Raw genomic sequence first — 22,644 nt, forward strand, 5'->3', positions numbered from 1 at the left:
ATGAGTTTATATGGAATTAGCTAAAATATTAGAAGAAAATACTTTTTCACAGGATAGCTTATATGGTATAAGAGTACACAGAATACAGTATTTTAAAAAGGCTAATAAATTAAAAGTTATAGTAAAATCAAAAGAAGAAGTAAATAAGAATCAGATAAATGAAATAAAAAAGGCATTCTTTGATGAATTTAAATACTTTAATGAAATAGAAGTAATTTGCTATAGAGATATATCAGGAATTAAATTAAAAGATATATGTGAAAAATACTGGATAGATATAATAAATGGGGTACTTACTTATATACCTTTTTGTAAAGAATGCTTAGTAAATTCAAAAAAGGAAGTAATAGATGAAAATACTTTAGAATTAAAGTATGGAAATGATTTTTTATATAATATTTTAAAAGAAAAAAAATTTGAAAAGGTATTGTCAAATACCATAAAAGATATTTTTGGAGTAAATTGTAAAATTAATTTTATACTAGATCATTCTTATGAAAAATGTAATTATTTAGATATTAAAGAAGAACAGGAAGCTTTAATTGTAAAAAATATTATAAAAGAAAGTAGAATTGAAAAGACTAATTCTAAAAAAGAAAATAACCATAATAAAAAAGTAGAGAATAAAAATAGTAGTATAATTGTAGGGAAAAATATAAATGAAGAACCAGTAGACATATCTACTATAGATGAAACTTCAGGAATTATTGCTATTTGTGGAGATATATTCAAAACAAAGATAATAGAAACTAAAACTGGAAGAAAAATAGTAACATTTTATATAACAGACTATACAAGTTCTATAACTGTTAAACTATTTCCAAGACCTAAAGATGCGGAAAGGATTATAGAGGAAATAAAAGAGGGGCTATATTGCAAAATAAGAGGAGAGGTAGTAAATGATTCTTATGCTAGAGAAATAGTTATAATGGCAAGGGACATAGTAAAATTAAATAAAATCGAAAAAATGGATATGGCTAAAGAAAAAAGAGTGGAACTTCATTTGCATACTAAAATGAGTGCCATGGATGGTATGAATTCTGCAGAAAGTTTGGTAAAAAGAGCAGCTAAATGGGGACACAAAGCGGTGGCTATTACAGATCATGGTGTAGTTCAGGCCTATCCAGAAGCAATGGAGGCTGCTAAAAAATACAATATAAAAATAATATATGGAGTAGAAGGATATTTAGTAGATGATGGGGTGCCTATAGCTATAAATGCAGGCAATAGAACATTAGATGATACTTATGTGGTTTTTGATATTGAAACTACGGGCTTTTCTAACAAAAATGATAAAATAATAGAAATAGGTGCTGTAAAAATAAAAGAAGGCAAAATAATAGATAAATATAGTACTTTTGTAAACCCAGAAAGAATTATTCCAGAAAAAATAGTGGAACTTACTGGGATACAGGATTATATGGTAAAGGATGCTCCTAAAATAGAAGAAGTTTTACCAGAATTTATGGAATTTGTCGCAGATTCTATATTAGTAGCTCATAATGCAAATTTTGATGTATCTTTTATAAAAAAGAACTGTAAAGATATGGGCATAAATTTTAACAGCCCAATATTGGATACAATTCCTCTTTGTAAATTTTTATATCCTGAACTAAAAAGATATAAACTAAATATAGTAGCAAAACATTTAGGAATACCACTTTTGAATCATCATAGAGCAGTAGAAGATGCTAAAACTACAGGGGATATACTTTTAAGGGCATTTGAGGATTTGAAAGATAAAGAAATATTTACCTTAAATAGACTAAATGAAGAATACTTTAAAAATCAAGATATAAAAAATTACCTACTTATCATGTAATAATATTGGTTAAAAATAAAATAGGATTAAAAAATCTTTATAAACTTATATCAGAGTCCCATTTAAAGCATTTTTATAAAAAACCTAGAATGCCTAAAAGTCTTATAAATAAATATAGAGAAGGACTTATAATAGGTTCAGCTTGTGAAGCAGGTCAGGTATATAAAGAGATTTTAATGGGTAAATCAAAAGAAGAATTAAAAGAAGTTATAAGTTTTTATGATTATTTAGAAATACAACCTTTAGGAAATAATTATTTTATGATAAGAAATGGCATAGTAAAAGATGAAGAAGAATTAAAGGATATAAATAGAAAAATATATAATTTAGCAGAAGAAAATAATATGCCAATAGTAGCAACTTGTGATGTCCACTTTTTAGATGAAAAAGATGAAGTCTTTAGAAAAATATTAATGGCTGGTCAAGGTTTTAATGACGCAGATAATCAACCACCACTGTATCTTAGAACTACTGATGAGATGTTAAAGGAATTTGATTATTTAGGAGAAGAAAAAGCATATAAAGCTGTTGTGACTAATACAGTAAAAATAGCAGATATGATAGATAATATAAAACCTATACCAGATGAAACTTTTCCGCCTAAAATAGAGGGATCAGAAGAAGAAGTTAGAAAAATGACCATAGAAAAAGCTCATTCTATTTATGGAGACATTTTACCAGAAATAGTAGAAAAAAGATTAGAAAGAGAATTAAATTCTATAATAAATAATGGATATGCAGTACTTTATTTAATCGCTCATAAACTAGTAGCTAAATCGGTACAAGACGGCTATTTAGTAGGTTCAAGAGGATCTGTTGGATCGTCCTTAGTAGCAACTATGACGGATATTACAGAGGTTAATGGGTTACCCCCACATTATGTTTGTCCTAAATGTAAGTACAATGAATTTATAACAGATGGATCTATAGCTTCAGGAGCGGATCTTCCAGATAAAAATTGTCCTAAATGTGGAACAATATTAAAGAAAGATGGCCATGATATTCCCTTTGAAACTTTTTTAGGTTTTGAAGGTGATAAAGAGCCGGATATAGACTTAAACTTTTCAGGTGAATATCAAGCAGTAGTACACAAGTATACAGAAGTTTTATTTGGAGAAGGTAAGGTTTTTAAAGCTGGCACCATAGGAACTATAGCAGAAAAAACAGCCTACGGATTTGTAAAAAAATATATAAGTGAAAAAAATTTAAATGTAAGACAGGCAGAAATTGAAAGGCTTACATTGGGATGTAGTGGCGTAAAAAGAACTACAGGACAGCATCCTGGTGGCATAATGGTTGTACCTCAAGACAATGATATATTTAATTTTACACCTATACAACATCCAGCAGACGATAATAATACAGATATAATAACTACTCACTTCGATTATCATTCAATAAGCGGTAGACTTTTAAAATTAGATATACTAGGTCATGACGATCCCACTGTTTTAAGAATGCTTCAAGATTTAACAGGAGTAGATCCTAAAAAAATACCTTTAGCGGATCCAAAGGTTATGAGTTTATTTACATCACCTAAGGCTTTAGGAATAGATCCTAAGGAACTAAGATGTGAAGTTGGAACCTATGGATTGCCTGAGTTTGGTACAAAATTTGTAAGACAAATGCTTGTAGATACTCAACCTAATAGTTTCTCAGATTTAGTTAGAATATCTGGTTTATCTCATGGTACTGATGTATGGCTAAACAACGCTCAATATTACATAAAAGAAGGATATACCACTCTTAAAGATTGTATAGCTACAAGAGACGATATAATGATTTATTTAATACAAAAAGGACTACCACCTAAAACTGCATTTACTATAATGGAAAAGGTAAGAAAAGGAAAAGGACTTACAGAAGAGCATGAAGCTATAATGAGGGAGCATGATGTGCCAGATTGGTATATAGAATCCTGTAAAAAAATAAAATATATGTTCCCTAAAGGGCATGCTGTAGCTTATGTTATGATGGCAGTTAGAATAGCATATTTTAAAGTTTATTATCCAAGAGCATATTATGCTACTTATTTTTCAGTAAGAGCATCTGATTTTGATGCAGATACTGTATTTAAGGGAAGAGAAGCTATATTAAGTAAAATAGATGAAATAAATTCCCTGGGAAATAATGCCACACAAAAAGATAAAGGGCTTCTTACAATACTTGAAATATGTCATGAAATGAATCTAAGGGGAATAAATTTTTTAAAGGCAGATCTTTATAAATCTGATGCTTCAAAATTTTTAATAGAAGAAGAGGGGATAAGAATACCTTTAAGTGCAATACAAGGTGTGGGAGAAAATGCAGCTAAAAATATAGTAGAAGCTCGACAAGAAGGAGAATTTATATCTAAAGAGGACTTAAATAAAAGAGGAAAAGCTACAAAAACTGTTATAGAAAATTTAGAAAAACATGGTTGTCTAAGAGGACTTCCTGAGTCCAATCAATTATCTTTTATTTAAAATATAATTCTCATTAATGCTTATTATCTATTAATAGCGTTCATTAACTTAAGTTTGTCTTGAATTATATTATTTATTATGTTAGAATTAAATTTGAAAGAACTCTTAATAATTTTAGCGCAAAAGTGGGTTTCTACCCGCTTTTTCTATTGTTAAAAACGCAACTTTTAGTTGCGTTTTTAAATTAATTTGACTTTTTCGAATTGTAAACATCTTTATATTACAAACTATAGTTTAAGGAGGGATTTATTTATGATGATAGACAATTTAAAAAAATTAGTAGAACCTATAATAAAAGAATTATATTATGAATTATATTATTTAGAGTTTGTAAAAGAAAATAATGACAATTATTTAAGAATATATATAGATAGTGAAAATGGCATAGGATTAGAAGATTGTGAAAAAGTAAGTAGAGCTGTAAGTGATATGCTAGATGAAAAAGATCCTATAGAGTCTAGTTACTATTTAGAAGTGTCTTCACCAGGATTAGAAAGACAACTGTATAATGATAAACATATAGAAGATAATATAGGGAAAACTGCTTGTGTAAGATTAAATTCTTTATTTAATGGTAGTAGAAAGTTTCAAGGAAAACTTAAAGACATTAATGAAGAAAATCTTACTTTAGATATTAATACTGAGGATTTCCAAATTCCACGTGAAAAGATAAAAAGAATAAATTTAGTTTATGAAGGGTAAGGGAGGAAAATTAAATGAATGAGGAATTCATAGTAGCATTAAAAGAAATTGTTAAAGAGAAGGGTATTAGCGCAGAATTGCTTTTTAATACTATAGAAGATGCTTTAGTTGCTGCATATAAAAAGAATTACTCAAAACAAGGTGCAACAAGTCAACATGTAAATGTGTCCATGAATAGAGAAACTGGAGAAATCCATGTTTATTCAAGAAAAAATGTAGTAGAAGAAGTGGAAGATGAATTTAACGAAATATCTTTAGAAGATGCTAAAAAAATAGATCCAAGATATGAACTAGAAGATATAGTTGATATAGAGGTTACACCAGAAAAGTTTGGAAGAGTAGCAGCACAGGCAGCTAAGCAAGTAGTTGTGCAAAGAATAAAAGAAGAAGAGAGAAGAATTGTATACAATGAGTTTATAGAAAAAGAATGTGATATAATAACAGGTAATGTTATTAGAAAAGATAAGTCAAATGTATTTATTAACTTAGGAAAAATAGAGGCAGTTTTAGGACCTAATGAACAAATGCCAGGAGAAGTGTACAATTTTAACGACAAATTAAAATTGTATATAGTGGAAGTTAAAAATACTACCAAAGGAGCACAAGTAGTAGTATCTAGAACTCATCCAGGGCTAGTTAAGAGATTATTTGAATTAGAAGTGCCAGAAATATATAATGGTATTGTAGAGATAAAAAGTATTTCAAGAGAAGCAGGATCAAGAACAAAAATTGCAGTACATTCAAATGACGATAATGTTGACTCTATGGGAGCTTGTGTAGGTCCAAAGGGAACAAGAGTTCAAAATATAGTAAATGAACTTAAAAATGAAAAAATTGATATAATAAAATGGAGTAAACTTCCAGATGAATTTATAGCAAATGCACTTAGTCCAGCAAAGGTACTAAATGTAGATGTAGATGAAGAAAGTAAATCAGCAAAGGTTTTAGTAGAAGATAACCAACTTTCTTTAGCTATAGGTAAGGAAGGTCAAAATGTTAGATTAGCTGCAAAATTAACAGGATGGAAAATAGACATAAAAAGTTTATCACAAATTTCAGAAATAGAAGAAAATGTAGAGGCTGAAGAAAATGATTTTAAATTTAAAGAAGATTATACAACAGCTGAAGAAAGTGAAAATTAAATAAAAGGAGAGTGATTATATTGAAGGCAAGGAAAATTCCTCAAAGAATGTGTACAGGATGCATGGAAATGAAGCCCAAAAAGGATCTTATCAGAGTTGTAAAAAATAAAGATGGAGAGGTTTCAATAGATTTGACAGGTAAAAAGTCAGGAAGAGGTGCTTACATTTGCAAAGATGTAGATTGTCTTCAAAAATCCTTTAAAGCTAAAAGGTTAGAAAAAAACCTAGAAGCTACTATAAGTGAAGAACTATTCAATAAATTAAGAGAAGAGATAGAAAATGAAAGATAAATTTATTTCATTTTTAGGAATAACTAAAAAAGCAGGTAAAGTTGTAGAAGGATATAACAAATGTGAAGAGATATTAAAAAAGAATAGTTGTTATCTTATTATAGTATCACAAGAGGCCTCTTCTAATACTAGGGAAAAATTTGAAAGAATTTGTAACAATAAAAAAGTTCCTATAATTGTAGCCTATAGTAGTCAAGAGTTATCTTATGCATTAGGAAAAGAAGGATTAAATGTAATAGGTGTAAAAGATAGTTCTATGGCAAATAGATTACTACAATTGTGGAATGGTTCATAAAAAGTTTCGGGGGTGAATGCTTTGTCAAAAGTAAGAGTATATGAATTAGCAAAAGAATTAGGTATATCAAGTAAAGATTTGATTAGCTTATTAAAAGACGAATTTAGCATTGAAGTAAAAAATCATATGAGTGTGGTAGAGGAAGAAGATGCTCTATTGATAAAAGAATTTTATGGTGAAAGTGAAAAGAAAAGTACTGAAGAAGATATAGAAGAAAAATATGGAGAACTTCAGGAAAAACAGATACCAGTAATTAAAAAGAATAAAAAGAATAAAACTAAGAAAAATGAAGATGAAAACAATGATAACGAACAAGAAGATGAAGAAGAGGAAGAAGAGGAAATAATACTAGAAATAGAAGATACTATAACTGTTAAAGAATTATCGGATAGATTAGAAAAAACTTATGCTGAAGTTATAAAAGAACTAATGATGATGGGAGTAATGGCTGGAGTTAATCAAGAAATAGATTTTGAAATAGCAGAAAAACTTGGTGAAAAATTTAATGCTATGATCGTAAAAAAAGAAGTAGATGTATTGGAAGAAGCTGTTGAACAGTACATTGAAGAGGATGAAGAGGAAGGAACTGTAAAAAGACCTCCAGTAGTTACAGTTATGGGTCATGTTGACCATGGAAAAACTTCATTGTTAGATGCTATTAGAAAAGAACAGGTAGCTGGTAGCGAGGCAGGAGGTATAACTCAACACATAGGTGCTTACACTATAACCATAAATGGTGAAAAAATAACATTCTTAGATACACCAGGACATGAAGCTTTTACATCAATGAGAGCTAGAGGAGCGCAAATAACAGATATAGTTATATTAGTGGTTGCAGCAGATGATGGTATAATGCCACAAACAGAAGAGGCTATTAACCACTGTAAAGCTGCTAATGTTCCTGTAGTAGTTGCTATAAATAAAATGGATAGAGCTGGAGCTAATCCTGATAAGGTAAAACAACAATTAGCAGAAAAGGGTCTTGTATCAGAAGACTGGGGTGGAGACACTATTACTGTACCTGTATCAGCCCACACAAAAGAAGGTATAGACACTTTACTAGAAATGGTACTTTTAACAGCAGAAATACAAGAATTAAAGTCAAATCCTAGTAGAAAAGCTAAGGGAACAGTTATAGATGCAAAATTAGATAAGGGAAGAGGACCTGTAGCATCCTTAATAGTTCAAAATGGAACTCTACATTCAGGTGATTCTATAATAGTTGGAACTACTTATGGAAGAATTAGAGCTATGTTTGATGATAAGGGAAGAAAAATAAAGTCAGCAGGCCCATCAATTCCAGTAGAAATTTTAGGACTTTCAGAAGTACCTTCAGCAGGGGACAGATTCTATGTAGTAAAAGATGAAAAAACTGCAAGAGAAATGGCTGAAAAGAGAAAAGAAAAATCCAGAAATGAATATTTATCCACTAATAAAGTTTCATTAGAGGATTTATATAGCCAAATAAAAGAGGGAAAAATAAAAGAATTAAATATAATAGTTAAAGCTGACGTACAAGGAACTATTGAAGCTATAAGACAATCTCTTGAAAAACTATCTACTGATGAAGTAAAAGTAAGAGTTATTCATGGTGGTGTTGGAGCCATTACTGAGACAGATGTAATTCTTGCAAATGCATCTAGTGCTGTTATTATAGGTTTTAATGTAAGACCAGATTCAAATGCTATAGTATCTGCTGAAAAAGAAAATGTGGAAATAAAAACTTATAGAGTTATATATAGTGCTATTGAAGACATTAAAAAGGCTATGATAGGTATGCTAGAGCCTGAATATAAAGAAGTTATTCAAGGAAGAGCAGAGGTTAGAATGACATATAAAATATCCAGTGTAGGAACAGTTGCAGGATGTTATGTTCAAAGTGGTAAAATAACTAGAAATTCTAATGTAAGGATTATAAGAGAGGGTATAGTTATTTTTGAATCTGAATTAGCATCTCTAAAGAGATTTAAAGATGATGTTAAGGAAGTGGCTTCTGGATATGAATGTGGAATAATGATTGAAAAATTTAATGATATAAAAGAAGGCGACGTTATAGAAGCTTACACAATGGAAGCTGTTAAAAAGCAGACATTATGATTGGAGTGATAAAATATGGCTAAGTACAGGACTGGCAGAATAAATGAAGAGGTAAAAAAAGAAGTTTCAAACATAATTCAAATGGAGTTAAAAGACCCAAGAATAAGTGCTATGGTTAGCGTAACTAAGGTAGAGGTAACCAAAGATCAAAGATATGCAAAAGTATACGTAAGTATATTTGGAGATGAAAAATCAAAAGAGGAAACCTTAGAAGCACTTAAAAGCTCTAGTGGATTTATAAGAAGAGAAGTAGGTCATAGAATTAAATTAAGATATACACCGGAGATTATAATAGAAAATGATGATTCTATAGAACATGGTATGCATATAGATGCTATTTTAGATAAAATCAAGGAGACTGAAAGCCATGATAACAAATAAAATACTGGACTTAATAAAGGAAAGTAGAAAAATAGCATTAACTTTTCATGTATCTCCAGATGGAGATTCCATAGGAAGTACTTTAGCTTTATATCAAGGTATTTCCTCTTTAAATAAAGATGTATATATTATTTCTAAAGAAGATATACCAGAAGACTTTAAATTTTTGCCTTGTGGTGAAGTAATAACCAAAGGTCATGGAGAAGTTTTAGAAGGAACAGATTTAGTTATAGTATTAGATTGTGGAAATTTTGCCAGAGTAAATGCCAATATAGATATTGAAAATAAAAAATATACATTTATTAATATAGATCATCATATATCTAATGAATTATATGGAGACTACAATTTTGTAGATCCTAATGCAGCTTGCATGGGAGAAATAGTATATCAAATGCTAAAATCCTTAGATGTTGATATAAATAAAGATATAGCAACTTGTCTATATACATCTATATTAACAGATACAGGTTCTTTTAGACATTCAAATACTACTTGTGTAACCCATTGTGTTGCTGGGGATTTAATAAATACAGGTATAGATTTTAGCAGTATACACAGAAAAATATTTGATAATAAAAAGTTTGTTAGATTTAAGCTTTATGGAGAAGTTTTTAATAAAATGGAATTAATAGACCATGAAATTTGTGTTATGAAAGTAACACAGGAAATGTTTAAAAAGTTTAATATAGACTCTGGTGAAGATACTTCGGATATAGTTTCTTTTGGAGGAACTATGAAAGAAGTAGAAGTAACTCTTCTTTTAAAAGAAAAAGATAATGAAATAAAAATAAGCCTAAGATCTAAATCTAAGGTAGATGTAAGACACATAGCAGAAAAACTAGGTGGTGGGGGACATATAAGAGCTGCGGGAGCTTCTGTTAAAGGAAAATCCTTAGAAGATGTAAAGACTATGGCAATAGATTTAATAAAAAAAGAGCTGATGAAATGAATGGCGTAATAAATGTATATAAACCTAAAAATATTACCTCTTTTGATGTGGTAAGAAGTATTAAAAAAATAAGTAAAACAAAAAAAGTAGGTCATACAGGAACTTTAGATCCAATGGCTACAGGGGTATTGCCTATATGTTTAGGCACCTCTACAAAAATTGTTGATTTTATTATGAATGAACATAAAGAGTATATAGCAAAACTAAAATTGGGATTAATAACTGATACCTATGATAGAGAAGGAAAAGTATTAAAAGAAGAGGATTCATCTCAAATTTTAGAGGAGGAAGTTATAACTTGTATAAATTCTTTTATAGGGGAAATTATACAAGTACCTCCTATGTACTCTGCTATAAAAGTCAAAGGTGAAAGATTATACAATCTTGCAAGAAAAGGAATTGAAATTGAAAGAGAAGGCAGAAAAATAAATATCTATCATATAGAAGTGCTAAACGTAAATCTTCCCTATGTAGAGTTTAAAGTTAATTGTTCTAAAGGAACGTATATAAGAAGCCTTTGCTATGATATTGGCAATAAATTAGGAATAGGTGCAACTATGTGGGAATTAGAAAGAACTAAAACAGGAGAGTTCTCCATTGAAAACTCTATAAAATTAGAGGACTTAAATGAAGAAAATATAGAAGAATTTATAATTCCTACAGAAAAAGCTTTAAATAAATATGAAAAAATAAAAGTTGATGAATACTTTGGAAAACTCCTAAAAAATGGAGTGAAAGTAAAAGATAAAAGACTTTTGAATAAAATAGAAGCAAATGAAATTTTAAGAGTTTACGAAGAAGAGAAATTTATAGGATTGGGACAAAAAACTAGAGAGGGATTTAAAATAATTAAATTACTTGTATAGGGGTAATGAAAATGGATATAATAGAAGAAGAGATAAAAAAAAAGTATAATCATGATATTTATGTGGCTTTAGGAAGTTTTGATGGATTACATTTAGGACATATGAAGTTAATAGATACAGCAATAAAGCTTGCTAAGGAAAATAACGGAAAAAGCATGGTATATACTTTTAAAAATCATCCTTTAGGGGTTATAAATAAAAAATTAGCACCAAAGCTTTTAATGGATAACAGTACAAAGATAGAAGTGCTTAAAAATAAAGGTGTAGATATATTAAGATTTATTTGCTTTGATAAAAAATTTATGGAAATATCCCCGGAGGACTTTGTATTAAACATAATAAAGCAATATAATATAAAAGGCATAGTAGTAGGTTTTAATTTTAGATTTGGCCATAAAAATTCTGGGGACGTTGAATTATTAAAGGAATTTAGTAAAAAATATAATTTTAAATTGTTTGTAGTAAATGCTGTAGAGTATAATAATGAAGTGGTTTCTAGTTCTAGAATTAGAAAAGCTATATCACAGTATGGAAATGTAGAAGAAGCTAAAGAAATGCTTCCACATCCTTATTTTTTAGAAGGTAAAGTTGTAAGAGGACGGCAAATAGGACGAAAGATGGGATTCCCAACAATAAATTTAGATTACAATGAGGATTTTGTAATTCCTAAAAATGGAGTTTATTTTACAGCAGTATTATATGATAATAAATTCTATAAGGGAATAACTAATATAGGTTATAATCCTACAGTAGAAGGTAAAAGACTAAATATAGAAACTCATATATTGGATTTTAATAAAGAAATATATGGGGAAAGAATAAGACTTTATTTTTTAAGCCGTTTAAGAGATGAAAAAAAATTTCAGTCTATAGAGGAATTATCTTTGACAATTAAAAAAGATAAAGAATATGTAAAAAGTCAAAATATAAATTGTTAATAAAAAATAATTTACAAATGCGAAGACATTTGATATAATCATTCTTATGAACCTTATTCTACGATTACTGTATTGCCGTCGGTAGTCATGGATTAGGGGGATAATACAATTGGAGGTGTAACATTAATGGATAAGGCATTAAAACAAGAAATATTAAACAAACATGCAAGACACGAAGGAGATACAGGTTCTCCAGAAGTTCAAATTGCACTATTAACTCAAAGGATAAATCATTTAAATGAACATTTAAAAGTTCATAAGAAAGATTTCCATTCTAGAAGAGGACTTCTTATGATGGTTGGTAAAAGAAGAGGTCTTTTAAATTACTTAGAAAAAAAAGATATAGAAAGATATCGTGCAATTATAAAAGAACTAGGATTAAGAAAATAATAATTTTTAGTAATAGGGCGGCTTTGACCGCTCTATTGTTTTAAACAATGTATTTTATACATAAAATTAATTTTAGTTTAAATTAAGATTATGGTTTCAAAAGGAGGTAAACTATGAGTCACGTACTTGAAACTGATATAGCAGGAAGAACTCTTAAAGTAGAATATGGAAAAGTTGGAATGCTTTCTGATTGTGCTATATTAGTAAGTTATGGAGATACAGTGGTTCTTATAAATGCAAATGCATCTAAAGAACCAAGAGATGGAATAGATTTTTTTCCATTAAGTGTAGAATATGAAGAAAGACTTTATTCTGTTGGGAAAATACCAGGAGGCTTTATAAAAAGAGAGGGAAGACCTACAGAAAATGCTATATTACATGCTAGGGCTATAGATAGACCATTAAGACCTTTATTTCCAAAAGGTTATAGAAATGATGTTCAAATAGTATGTACTGTATTGTCTGTGGAATCTGATAATCAACCAGATATATTAGCTATGAATGGAGCATCTTTAGCTCTATGCCTATCTAGCATACCTTTTACCACTCCGGTAGCTAATGTTTCCGTAGGTTTAATAAATGATGAATTCATATTAAATCCAACTCAAAGTCAAAGAGAAGAGAGCATTTTAAATTTAACTGTTTCCGCTACAAAGGAAAGAGTTATGATGATTGAAGCAGGTGCCCAAGAAATAGATGAAGATACAATGTATAGGGCTATAAGATTTGGTTTTGAGAAATGCCAAAAGATAATAGAATTTCAAGAAGAAGCAATGAGAAAGTTTGGAAAAGAGAAGGTAGAACCAGTATTATATTTAGTAGACGAAGAAATAGAAAAAGAAGTAAGAGAATTTGCATTTCCTATGATTAAAGAAGCTATGTATATTCCAGATAAAGATCTTAGAAACGAAAAAATAGATGAAGTAAAAGAAAAAGTAATGGAAGAATTTGAAGAAAAATATCCAGATAATATTTCAGATATTTCAGAAGCTATATACAAAATGCAAAAAGAAGTAGTAAGGAATATGATACTTAGAGAAAAAAGACGTCCAGATGAAAGAGCTTTTAATGAAATAAGAAAAATTAGCTGTGAAGTGGGATTACTTCCAAGAACTCATGGTACAGGATTGTTTACTAGAGGATTAACTCAAGTAATGACAGCTGCAACTATTGGACCTTTAGCAGATGTACAAATCCTAGATAGTATAGAAGATGAAGAATTCAAAAGATATATGCATCATTATAATTTTCCATCTTATAGTGTAGGAGAAACTAGACCTTTAAGAGGACCAGGTAGAAGAGAAATAGGTCATGGAGCTTTAGCGGAGAAAGCATTAGAACCTTTAATACCATCTGAGGAAGAATTCCCATATACTATAAGACTTGTATCTGAGGTTTTAAGTTCAAATGGGTCTACTTCTCAAGCAAGTGTTTGTGGAAGTACATTAGCTCTATTAGATGCAGGAGTACCTATTAAAAGACCTGCAGCAGGTATAGCTATGGGACTTGTTACTAGCGATGATTTAACAGAAGAAGAAATTTTAACTGATATACAAGGTATAGAAGATTTCTTTGGAGACATGGACTTTAAAGTAGCAGGCACAGAAAAGGGAATAACTGCTATACAAGTAGACACAAAGATAAGTGGACTATCAGATAATTGTATAAAACAAGCTTTAGTAAAAGCAAGAGATGCAAGATTATATATATTAGGAAAGATTAAAGAATGCATACCAGAGCCTAGAAAAGAACTTTCACCTTATGCTCCAAGAGTTTATACTATGAGTATAGACCCAGAAAAAATAAGAGATGTAATAGGTGCCGGTGGTAAAACAATAAACAAAATAATAGGAGAAACTGGTGTTCAAATAGACATAAAAGAAGATGGAAAAATATATGTTATGTCTCCTGATAGTGTTGGAGCAGATAGAGCACTAAAAATGATAGATGATTTAACTAGAGATGTAGAAGCAGGAGAAATTTATTTAGGTAAAGTTACTAGAACAACTAATTTTGGAGCTTTTGTTGAAATACTTCCAGGAAAAGAAGGACTAGTACACATTTCCAAATTAGACTTTACAAGAGTTAATAAAGTTGAAGATGTAGTTTCAGTTGGAGATGAAATATTAGTAAAAGTAACAGATATAGATGATCAAGGAAGAATAAATCTTTCAAGAAGAGATGCAATGAAGAAAGAAGAAAACGAAAAAGATAAAGAAAATAAACATTAAAATAGAAGGGCTTTGAGCCTTTTTATTTTTTAATAGAATATTATAACATTTATGGAGGTACTTATGTATAAGCTATATAGCCTAGACAATGGACTAAGGGTAGCTTTAGAGAAAATAGATTATGTTCAATCTGTAAGTATAGGGCTATGGATAAAAAATGGATCTAGAAATGAAAGTGAAGATAATAATGGCATTTCTCATTTTATAGAACATATGATGTTTAAGGGAACTGCTAATAGAAATGCAAAAGAGATTGTAAAAACCATAGAAGATTTAGGTGGTCATATAAATGCTTTTACAGGAAAGGAAGCTACCTGCTATTATATAAAACTTTTATATACCCATTTAGATATTGCATTAGATATATTATCAGACATGATTTTTAATAGTAAATTTGATGAAGAAGATATGGAATTAGAAAAGGGCGTTATACTTGAAGAAATAAGTATGAATGAAGATTCACCAGAAGATGTACTAGTGGACCTTTATAGCAAAGCAGCATGGGGAGATGACCCGATATCGCTTCCTATATTGGGGTCAAGTGAAAAAGTTAAAGCTTTTACTAGAAATGATATTATAGAATATTTAAAAACTCACTATACTCCTGAAAACTGCGTTATATCCATAGCGGGAAATTTTGATAAAAATATATATAAATTAATAGAAAATTACTTTGGACATTGGGAATCTTTAAAAGAAAAGCCTGTATTATATTCTACACCAGATATTTTAAATAACCACTTTTTTAGAAAAAAAGAAATAGAACAACTACATATGAATTTAGGTATGCAGGGACTTGAAATTGGCAATGAAGATATGTATACTTTATTATTGTTAAATAATATATTTGGAGGTTCAACTTCGTCTCTCTTATTTCAGAAAATAAGAGAGGAAAAAGGAAGGTGTTATTCTATATACTCCTATGTAAATAGCTATAATAACACAGGAGTGGTGAATATATATACAGGACTAAATTCTAAATATTCTATTGAGGTTTTAAAACTTATTATAGAGGAATTACACAAGTTTTTTAAAGATAATATATCAAAAGAACAAATTATTAAGGGAAAAGAAGGCTTAAAGGGAAGTTATATCTTAGGCCTTGAAAGTACTAGCAGCAGAATGTTTAGCAATGGAAGATCTGTATTATTCTTAAATAGAATAAATAAACCAGAAGATATAATTAAAAAGATAGATAAAATAGATAGAGAAAGTATCAATAGAGTAAAGGAAAATATCTTTAATAAGGGCATGGTAAACTCTGCTTTTGTAGGAGAAGATATGGATATGGAAACCGTTAATGATTTAATGAACAACATTCTCTAATAGTAATATATTCATAATATATTTCATAAAGTTAAATAGAAATATATTATGGAGGTTTCGATATGTCTGAAAATGTAAAAAGATACAGTGAAATGGAAAGATTTGAAATTATAAATATTAGCAATGGTGAAAAATATAATTTTTTAGGTAATAATGACGTAATAATAGATGAAGAAGGAAATTTTAAGTTATTAATAATAGCTAGTACAAAGAATAAATTTTCATTCTTAGGGAAAAGTGAATTTTTTGAAGTCCCTTGGGAGTACGTAAAAAAAATAGGAACTAGAACTATAATTATAGATATAGAGGAGTCCACATTAAAAAAGAGCCGTATATAAAGTAGGGAGGAACATTATGAAAATAATAGTACAAAAATTTGGAGGTACTTCTGTTTCTACTAAAGAAAGAAGACAAAGAGTTGTAGAAAAAATAATAAAAGCTAAAAAGGCAGGATATAGTCCTGTAGTTGTTGTATCTGCTATGGGGAGAAAAGGTGAACCTTATGCAACAGATACATTGCTATCTTTAGTTAGTGATAAAATAAAGAAGAATGATTTAGCTATGGACCTTTTAATGAGCTGTGGAGAAGTTATAAGTACTGTTGTTATGGCTGATGAACTTTTATCTAAAAATATAGAGGCAGTGCCTTTAACAGGAGGACAAGCAGGAATTTTAACAGATGATAATTATGGAGATGCTTCTATATTAAAATTAGAATGTGATAAAATATTGGATATAGTAAAACAAGATAAAATTCCTATAGTAGCTGGCTTTCAAGGAATTAGTGAAAATGGATTTATAACTACTTTAGGTAGAGGTGGAAGTGACGTTACAGCGGTTTTACTTGGAGGAGCATTGAAGTCAGAAAAAGTAGAAATATATACAGATGTAGATGGAATAATGACTGCAGATCCAAGGATAGTTTCCGATGCCACTTTAATAAAAGAGATAAGCTATAATGAAACTTTCCAATTTTCACATGAAGGAGCAAAGGTTATACATCCAAGGGCAGTAGAGATAGCAATGAATGAAAATATTCCTGTAGTAATAAAGAATACCCTAACTAATTGTGATGGAACTTTAATAAATAATATAGGAGATTTGAGTTTAGATAATATAATAACAGGAATTACTCATACCAATGATAGAACTCAAATAAAAATAGAACTTAAGGAAAATGAAGGAAATGAAAATTATTTTAGAATATTAGATATATTAGCGGAAAACTGTATAAGTATAGATTTAATTAATGTATTTCCAAAAGAGAACATATTTACTATTGATGGAAAAGACTTTGAAAAATTTAATAGTATAATGAATAAACTTAATTTAAAATATTCTTATACAGATAATTGCAGTAAAATTGCTATTATAGGAAGTAGAATGAGAGGAATTCCTGGAGTAATGGCAAAAATACTTTATGTTTTAATGAATGAAAATATAGAAGTATTACAAACAGCGGATTCTCATGCTACAATATGGTGCTTAGTAGAAGATATTCATACAGAAAAAGCCATAAAGGCATTGCACAATGCATTTAATTTATCTAATAATAAATAAAAAAGAGTATAATAGCCTTCTCTTATGTACAAAATAAAATTGTACATAGGGAGGGATTTTTTATGTTAAATGAAGAAAAACCACAAGAAAATAATTTGCAAAATATAAAAGAATTAGGGGCATTGGAACTTCCAAGAACTGATGATAGAATATATGTTTTGCCCATAATAGGTCAAGTGGAGGGTCATGTAGCTGTACCACCTCAAAATAAGAGCACTAAATATGAACATGTAATACCACAATTAGTAAATATTGAAATGGATGATAAAATAGAAGGGGTGCTAGTCATTTTAAATACAGTAGGAGGAGATGTAGAAGCAGGTCTTGCTATAGCTGAAATGATAGGAAGCCTTAGTAAACCTACAGTTTCTTTAGTTATAGGTGGAGGGCATTCTATAGGTGTTCCATTAGCTACTGCTTCAAATTATTCATTTATATCCCCTACAGCTACTATGATAGTACATCCAATTAGAATGAATGGATTGGTGTTAGGAGTTCCTCAAACCTTTGAGTATTTTAACAAAATGCAAGATAGAATTATAGAATTTATAGTACGAACTTCTAAAATGGATAAAGAAACTATCAAAGATATGATGATAAAAACAGATAATTTGTTAAATGATATGGGAACAATTTTAATAGGAAAAGAAGCTGTAGAATGTGGGCTTATTGATGAAATAGGTGGTATTAAAGAAGCTCTTAATAAACTAGAAGAACTAATTGAAGATAAAACAAAATAGCTATGGGTATATAACCTATAGCCATTTTTAGTATAGACAAGCATTGCAAGGATATGTAAAATAATAGTGAACAACCTTATTTAACGAACAGCCTTATTTAATGAATAACTAATAATGAATAATGAACAATTAAGGAAGCTCTTCTTCCTGACGTCAGAAGAGCTTTAATTTTATTAGATTTGTTAAAGATAGTTGTACTATGAAAAAACTGTTTAGCAAAGTTGAACATAAAGATTGTATACAATAATTATTCATTCTTCATTGTTCATTATTCACTAACTAAAGGGGGAGGGATAGAATGGCAAAGAGAAAAAAGCAGAATAAAAATCAAAATACTGTTAAATTAGATGCTGAAATTAAAGGGATATTATTTATAACTATAGGCGTACTTGCACTTATAAGTGTTATGTCCTCTTCGAATTCAGGAATTATTGGAAAAATGTCAAAGAGAATTCTTATTTTTATTTTTGGATTAGGTGCATTTATATTCCCATTTTTTATAATATTTATAGGCATATGTTTAATAATTAAAAAAGGCAAAGTAACATATAGTGGGAAATTTTATGGAATAGTTTTATTTATTTTTAATACACTATTTTGTTTACATATGGGGGATATAATTACAAATGGTATAGATAGAAGTTTTTTAGAAGGAATTTTGGATATTTATAATTCAGAGTTTTTCTTACATGGAGGAGTAATTTCATATTTGGTAGATATTCCTTTATATAAGCTCTTTGGAAAATGGGGAGCTTTTGTAATATTTATTTCTATATATATTATATCCTTTTTATTAATAAGCCAAATATCTTTATACAGTATAATAAGTAAGTTAAAAGTAAAGAAAGAAAAGAGGAGGAAAGAAAAAAATATAGAAATAAAAGAAGAGGCTCAAAATGAAATTAAATTTACAGAGGTTAAGGATTCAGATGAAAAAACAGAAGAAAAAATGATCAATAGAATAAAAATAATAGATTTTATAAAAAACACTAATGTAGAAGATAATGTGGAAATAAAAGAAAATAAGTCTATAGAAAAACAAAATAACATTAATAATAATATTCCAGAAGAAAAGGATATAAATAAAGAATTAGAAGAGGAGATGAGTAAATCCGTTTTAAAAAACATAGATTATGAATTCCCTTCTTCAAATTTATTAAAGGATAATAAATCCATAAAACTAAAAAAAGAAGATAAAAAAGAACTGCTTAGCAATGCAAATAAACTTGAAGAAACTTTATCAAGTTTTGGAGTAGAGGCCAAAGTGACTCAGGTAACAAAAGGGCCTTCCGTAACTAGATTTGAGCTTCAACCAAGTGTTGGTGTTAAAGTAAGCAAAATTGTGCATTTAGCAGATGATATAGCTTTAAATTTAGCTGCTCAAGATGTAAGAATTGAGGCTCCAATACCTGGAAAATCAGCTGTGGGAATAGAGGTTCCTAATAGAGAATTAACACCGGTTTATTTAAAAGAGGTTTTGGATTCTGATGAATTTAAAAATTGCAATAAAAACTTAGCTTTTGCTATAGGAAAAGATATAGCTGGTAATTGTGTTGTATCAGATTTAAGTAAAATGCCTCATTTGTTAATAGCAGGGGCTACAGGTTCTGGTAAAAGTGTTTGTATAAATACTTTAATAATAAGTTTAATATATAAATACTCTCCTGAAGATGTAAAATTGCTTATGGTAGATCCTAAGGTAGTAGAACTTAATATATACAATGATATACCACATTTACTTATTCCTGTAGTTACAGAGCCTAAAAAGGCGGCAGGTGCTCTATATTGGGCAGTAAATGAAATGACTAGAAGATATAAATTATTTGCAGAAAACAATGTAAGAAATATTGAAAGTTATAATGAACTGCTTAAAAAAGGTAAGGAAGGAGAAAAGCTTCCTTTAATAGTTATAGTTATAGATGAGTTAGCGGATTTAATGATGGTATGTCCTAATGATATAGAGGATTACATAGGAAGGCTAGCTCAAATGGCAAGAGCTGCTGGTATGCATTTAGTTATAGCCACTCAAAGACCTTCTGTAGATGTAATAACAGGAGTTATAAAGGCTAATATACCTTCTAGAATTTCCTTTGCAGTTTCAAGTCAAATAGATTCAAGAACTATATTAGATATGTCAGGTGCAGAAAAGTTATTAGGAAAAGGAGATATGCTCTTTTATCCATCAGGAGAATCAAAACCTATGAGAGTGCAAGGTGCCTTTATATCTGAGGAGGAAGTTGAAAAGGTAGTAACCTTTATAAAAGAACAACAATGTGGTGAAATAGAATATGAAGATAGTATAATAGATGAGATAAACACTTCAATTGAAATAAATAATGAAGATAGAGATGAGCTTTTAGAAGAGGCTATAAAAATTGTAGTAGAAGTAGATCAGGCTTCAACTTCTCTATTGCAAAGAAAGTTGAGAATAGGTTATAATAGGGCAGCTAGAATAATGGACCAAATGGAAGAGCGGGGCATTATATCTCAAAGAGATGGAAGCAAACCAAGACAGGTATTAATAAGCAAGGATGACATTGTTTAAGGAGGAATAAAATGACAAAGATAAAATATGGAATAGTTAGCTTAGGGTGTGACAAAAACAGAATTGATTCTGAAATAATGATAAATGAAATAAGAAAAGAGAACATAATAACCAATAATCCTAAAGAAGCAGATGTTATTATAGTAAATACTTGCGGATTTATAGAGGACTCTAAAAAGGAGTCCATAGATACAATATTAGAAATGGCAAATTATAAAAATAATAACTGTAAAGTATTAGTGGTTACTGGTTGTCTAAGCCAAAGATATGGAGAAGAGTTACAGGAATTACTTCCAGAAGTGGATGTAATGCTAGGAGTAAATGATTACGATAAGCTTAATGAGGCTGTTAAAAAATCTATAGAAAAAGGTGAGAAGTCTATTTACTGTAACTATAGTGATACAGTTATAAATGAAGGAAATAGGGTATTAACTACACCAAAGCATTATGCTTATTTAAGAATAGCTGAAGGCTGTGACAATTTCTGTACTTACTGCGCGATACCAAAAATAAGAGGAAAATACAGAAGTAGAAAAATAGAAGATATAATAAACGAAGCTAAAGCTTTATCCCAAAAGGGTGTAAAAGAGATAATAGTAGTAGCACAGGATACTACACGATATGGATTAGACATATATGGTAAAAAAATGTTACCAGAACTTTTAAAGAAATTAGAAGAAATACAAGGTGTAGAATGGATAAGACTTTTATATTGTTATCCAGAAGATATAACAGAGGAACTAATAGAAGAATTTATTAGAAATAAAAAGCTATGTAAATACATTGATATACCTATACAACACATAAGTAATTATGTGTTAAAAAGAATGGGTAGAAAAGGAAATAAGGAATTAATTACAAAAGTTTTAAAAGATATTAAAAGAATAATCCCAGATATGACTATAAGAACTTCGTTAATAGTGGGTTTTCCAGGAGAAAGACAGGAAGACTTTATAGAACTTAAGGATTTTGTAGAAGAATTTAAATTTGAAAATTTAGGTGTTTTTAAATACTCTCAAGAAGAAGGAACTGCAGCGTCAAAAATGGAAGATCAAATCTTAGATGAAATAAAAGAAACAAGAAGAGAAGAATTGATGAAAATACAACAAGATATAGTTAAAAACGTTAATGCAGGTAAAGTTAATAAAGTATATAAAGTCATAGTAGATAATTTTAATGGAGAATATTATATTGGAAGAAATCATGAAATGTTACCGGAAATAGATGGTGCAATTTATTTTAAATGTGATAAAATATTAAATGTAGGTGAAATGGTAAATGTAAAGATATTGGAAAACCTAGAATATGATCTAATAGGAGTTGTATGTGATGAATCTTGCAAATAAATTAACTATAATAAGAATATTCTTAGTACCTATCTTTTTGATTTTTATAGCGGTTAAGGATATACCTTATGGAAAAACTATAGCTACTGCTATATTTATAATAGCGGCACTTACAGACAAACTAGATGGTTATATAGCAAGGAGTAGAAATCAAATAACACGCTTTGGAAAATTTATGGATCCTTTAGCAGACAAACTATTGGTAACAGCAGCATTGATATCATTAGTAGAATTACAAGTTATTTCTACTTGGGTTGCCATGGTTATTATAGCAAGAGAATTTGCTGTAACAGGTCTTAGAGCGGTGGCTGCTGCTGAGGGTATAGTAATAGCTGCAAGTCCTTTAGGAAAGGCAAAAACCGTTACACAAATTGTGGCTATTGTAGTAGCACTTATAGATTTAAATAATATTAATATATTATCTATTCCAAGTAATTATATTTCTACACTTACTACTATAACTATGGCAGCTGCAGTTATCATAACTATTATATCTGGTATAGATTATTTTGTGAAAAATAAAGAAGCTATAAAAATAGATAAATAATTATTAAAA

Annotated in this window: 18 protein-coding genes and 1 pseudogene; all 19 read left to right on the top strand. The window is 29.3% G+C overall.

Annotated features, from left to right (window positions below):
• Positions 1 to 10: 10 nt before the first annotated feature.
• Positions 11 to 4,287, top strand: a pseudogene (locus CKV72_RS05215) (PolC-type DNA polymerase III).
• A gap of 255 nt (positions 4,288 to 4,542) precedes the next feature.
• The gene (rimP, locus tag CKV72_RS05220) at positions 4,543 to 4,989 is read left to right on the top strand and encodes a ribosome maturation factor RimP (RefSeq protein ID WP_095178367.1); all 447 of its coding nucleotides are present in this window, start codon (positions 4,543 to 4,545) and stop codon (positions 4,987 to 4,989) included.
• Between the two features lie 14 nt (positions 4,990 to 5,003).
• Positions 5,004 to 6,131, top strand: a complete 1,128-nt coding sequence (gene nusA, locus CKV72_RS05225) for a transcription termination factor NusA (protein WP_095177682.1) — start codon at positions 5,004 to 5,006, stop codon at positions 6,129 to 6,131.
• Positions 6,132 to 6,151: 20 nt separating this feature from the next.
• The gene (gene rnpM / locus CKV72_RS05230) at positions 6,152 to 6,421 is read left to right on the top strand and encodes an RNase P modulator RnpM (RefSeq protein ID WP_089864203.1); all 270 of its coding nucleotides are present in this window, start codon (positions 6,152 to 6,154) and stop codon (positions 6,419 to 6,421) included.
• Positions 6,411 to 6,716, top strand: coding sequence for a ribosomal L7Ae/L30e/S12e/Gadd45 family protein (locus CKV72_RS05235; protein WP_089864207.1), 306 nt, complete (start codon positions 6,411 to 6,413; stop codon positions 6,714 to 6,716). Before rnpM ends, CKV72_RS05235 begins: the two co-directional genes overlap by 11 nt.
• Before the next feature lie 21 nt (positions 6,717 to 6,737).
• Entirely contained in the window at positions 6,738 to 8,813 is a 2,076-nt protein-coding gene (gene infB / locus CKV72_RS05240) for a translation initiation factor IF-2 (RefSeq protein ID WP_095177683.1), read from the top strand.
• Positions 8,814 to 8,828: 15 nt separating this feature from the next.
• A complete protein-coding gene (rbfA, locus tag CKV72_RS05245; RefSeq protein ID WP_089864213.1) occupies positions 8,829 to 9,194 on the top strand; it encodes a 30S ribosome-binding factor RbfA in 366 nt (121 codons plus the stop codon).
• Positions 9,181 to 10,146, top strand: coding sequence for a DHH family phosphoesterase (locus tag CKV72_RS05250; protein ID WP_169712345.1), 966 nt, complete (start codon positions 9,181 to 9,183; stop codon positions 10,144 to 10,146). The genes rbfA and CKV72_RS05250 overlap by 14 nt, the downstream gene beginning before the upstream one ends.
• Positions 10,143 to 11,012, top strand: coding sequence for a tRNA pseudouridine(55) synthase TruB (gene truB, locus CKV72_RS05255; RefSeq protein WP_095177685.1), 870 nt, complete (start codon positions 10,143 to 10,145; stop codon positions 11,010 to 11,012). The genes CKV72_RS05250 and truB overlap by 4 nt, the downstream gene beginning before the upstream one ends.
• 11 nt (positions 11,013 to 11,023) lie before the next feature.
• Entirely contained in the window at positions 11,024 to 11,950 is a 927-nt protein-coding gene (locus CKV72_RS05260) for a bifunctional riboflavin kinase/FAD synthetase (protein WP_095177686.1), read from the top strand.
• A 126-nt stretch (positions 11,951 to 12,076) separates the two neighbouring features.
• Positions 12,077 to 12,340 carry a 30S ribosomal protein S15 gene (gene rpsO / locus CKV72_RS05265; RefSeq protein WP_089864225.1) on the top strand — a complete coding sequence of 88 codons (264 nt, stop codon included), beginning with the start codon at positions 12,077 to 12,079 and terminating at the stop codon, positions 12,338 to 12,340.
• 113 nt (positions 12,341 to 12,453) lie between these two features.
• Entirely contained in the window at positions 12,454 to 14,571 is a 2,118-nt protein-coding gene (locus CKV72_RS05270; protein ID WP_095177687.1) for a polyribonucleotide nucleotidyltransferase, read from the top strand.
• Between the two features lie 63 nt (positions 14,572 to 14,634).
• Complete coding sequence (locus CKV72_RS05275; protein WP_095177688.1) at positions 14,635 to 15,897, top strand: M16 family metallopeptidase; 1,263 nt, start codon at positions 14,635 to 14,637, stop codon at positions 15,895 to 15,897.
• A 62-nt stretch (positions 15,898 to 15,959) separates the two neighbouring features.
• On the top strand, positions 15,960 to 16,235 hold the full coding sequence (locus CKV72_RS05280) for a YlmC/YmxH family sporulation protein (RefSeq protein WP_095177689.1): 276 nt from the start codon (positions 15,960 to 15,962) through the stop codon (positions 16,233 to 16,235).
• Positions 16,236 to 16,251: 16 nt separating this feature from the next.
• On the top strand, positions 16,252 to 17,457 hold the full coding sequence (gene dapG / locus CKV72_RS05285) for an aspartate kinase (RefSeq protein ID WP_095177690.1): 1,206 nt from the start codon (positions 16,252 to 16,254) through the stop codon (positions 17,455 to 17,457).
• Between the two features lie 62 nt (positions 17,458 to 17,519).
• Entirely contained in the window at positions 17,520 to 18,197 is a 678-nt protein-coding gene (locus tag CKV72_RS05290) for a ClpP family protease (RefSeq protein WP_089864241.1), read from the top strand.
• A gap of 298 nt (positions 18,198 to 18,495) precedes the next feature.
• On the top strand, positions 18,496 to 20,742 hold the full coding sequence (locus tag CKV72_RS05295) for a DNA translocase FtsK (protein WP_089864244.1): 2,247 nt from the start codon (positions 18,496 to 18,498) through the stop codon (positions 20,740 to 20,742).
• Positions 20,743 to 20,753: 11 nt separating this feature from the next.
• Positions 20,754 to 22,088, top strand: a complete 1,335-nt coding sequence (rimO, locus tag CKV72_RS05300) for a 30S ribosomal protein S12 methylthiotransferase RimO (protein ID WP_089864247.1) — start codon at positions 20,754 to 20,756, stop codon at positions 22,086 to 22,088.
• A complete protein-coding gene (pgsA, locus tag CKV72_RS05305; protein ID WP_089864250.1) occupies positions 22,072 to 22,635 on the top strand; it encodes a CDP-diacylglycerol--glycerol-3-phosphate 3-phosphatidyltransferase in 564 nt (187 codons plus the stop codon). The genes rimO and pgsA overlap by 17 nt, the downstream gene beginning before the upstream one ends.
• Positions 22,636 to 22,644 lie beyond the last annotated feature (9 nt).

The organism is Clostridium cochlearium (genome assembly GCF_900187165.1).
Taxonomy (GTDB): Bacteria; Bacillota; Clostridia; order Clostridiales; family Clostridiaceae; genus Clostridium_G; species Clostridium_G cochlearium.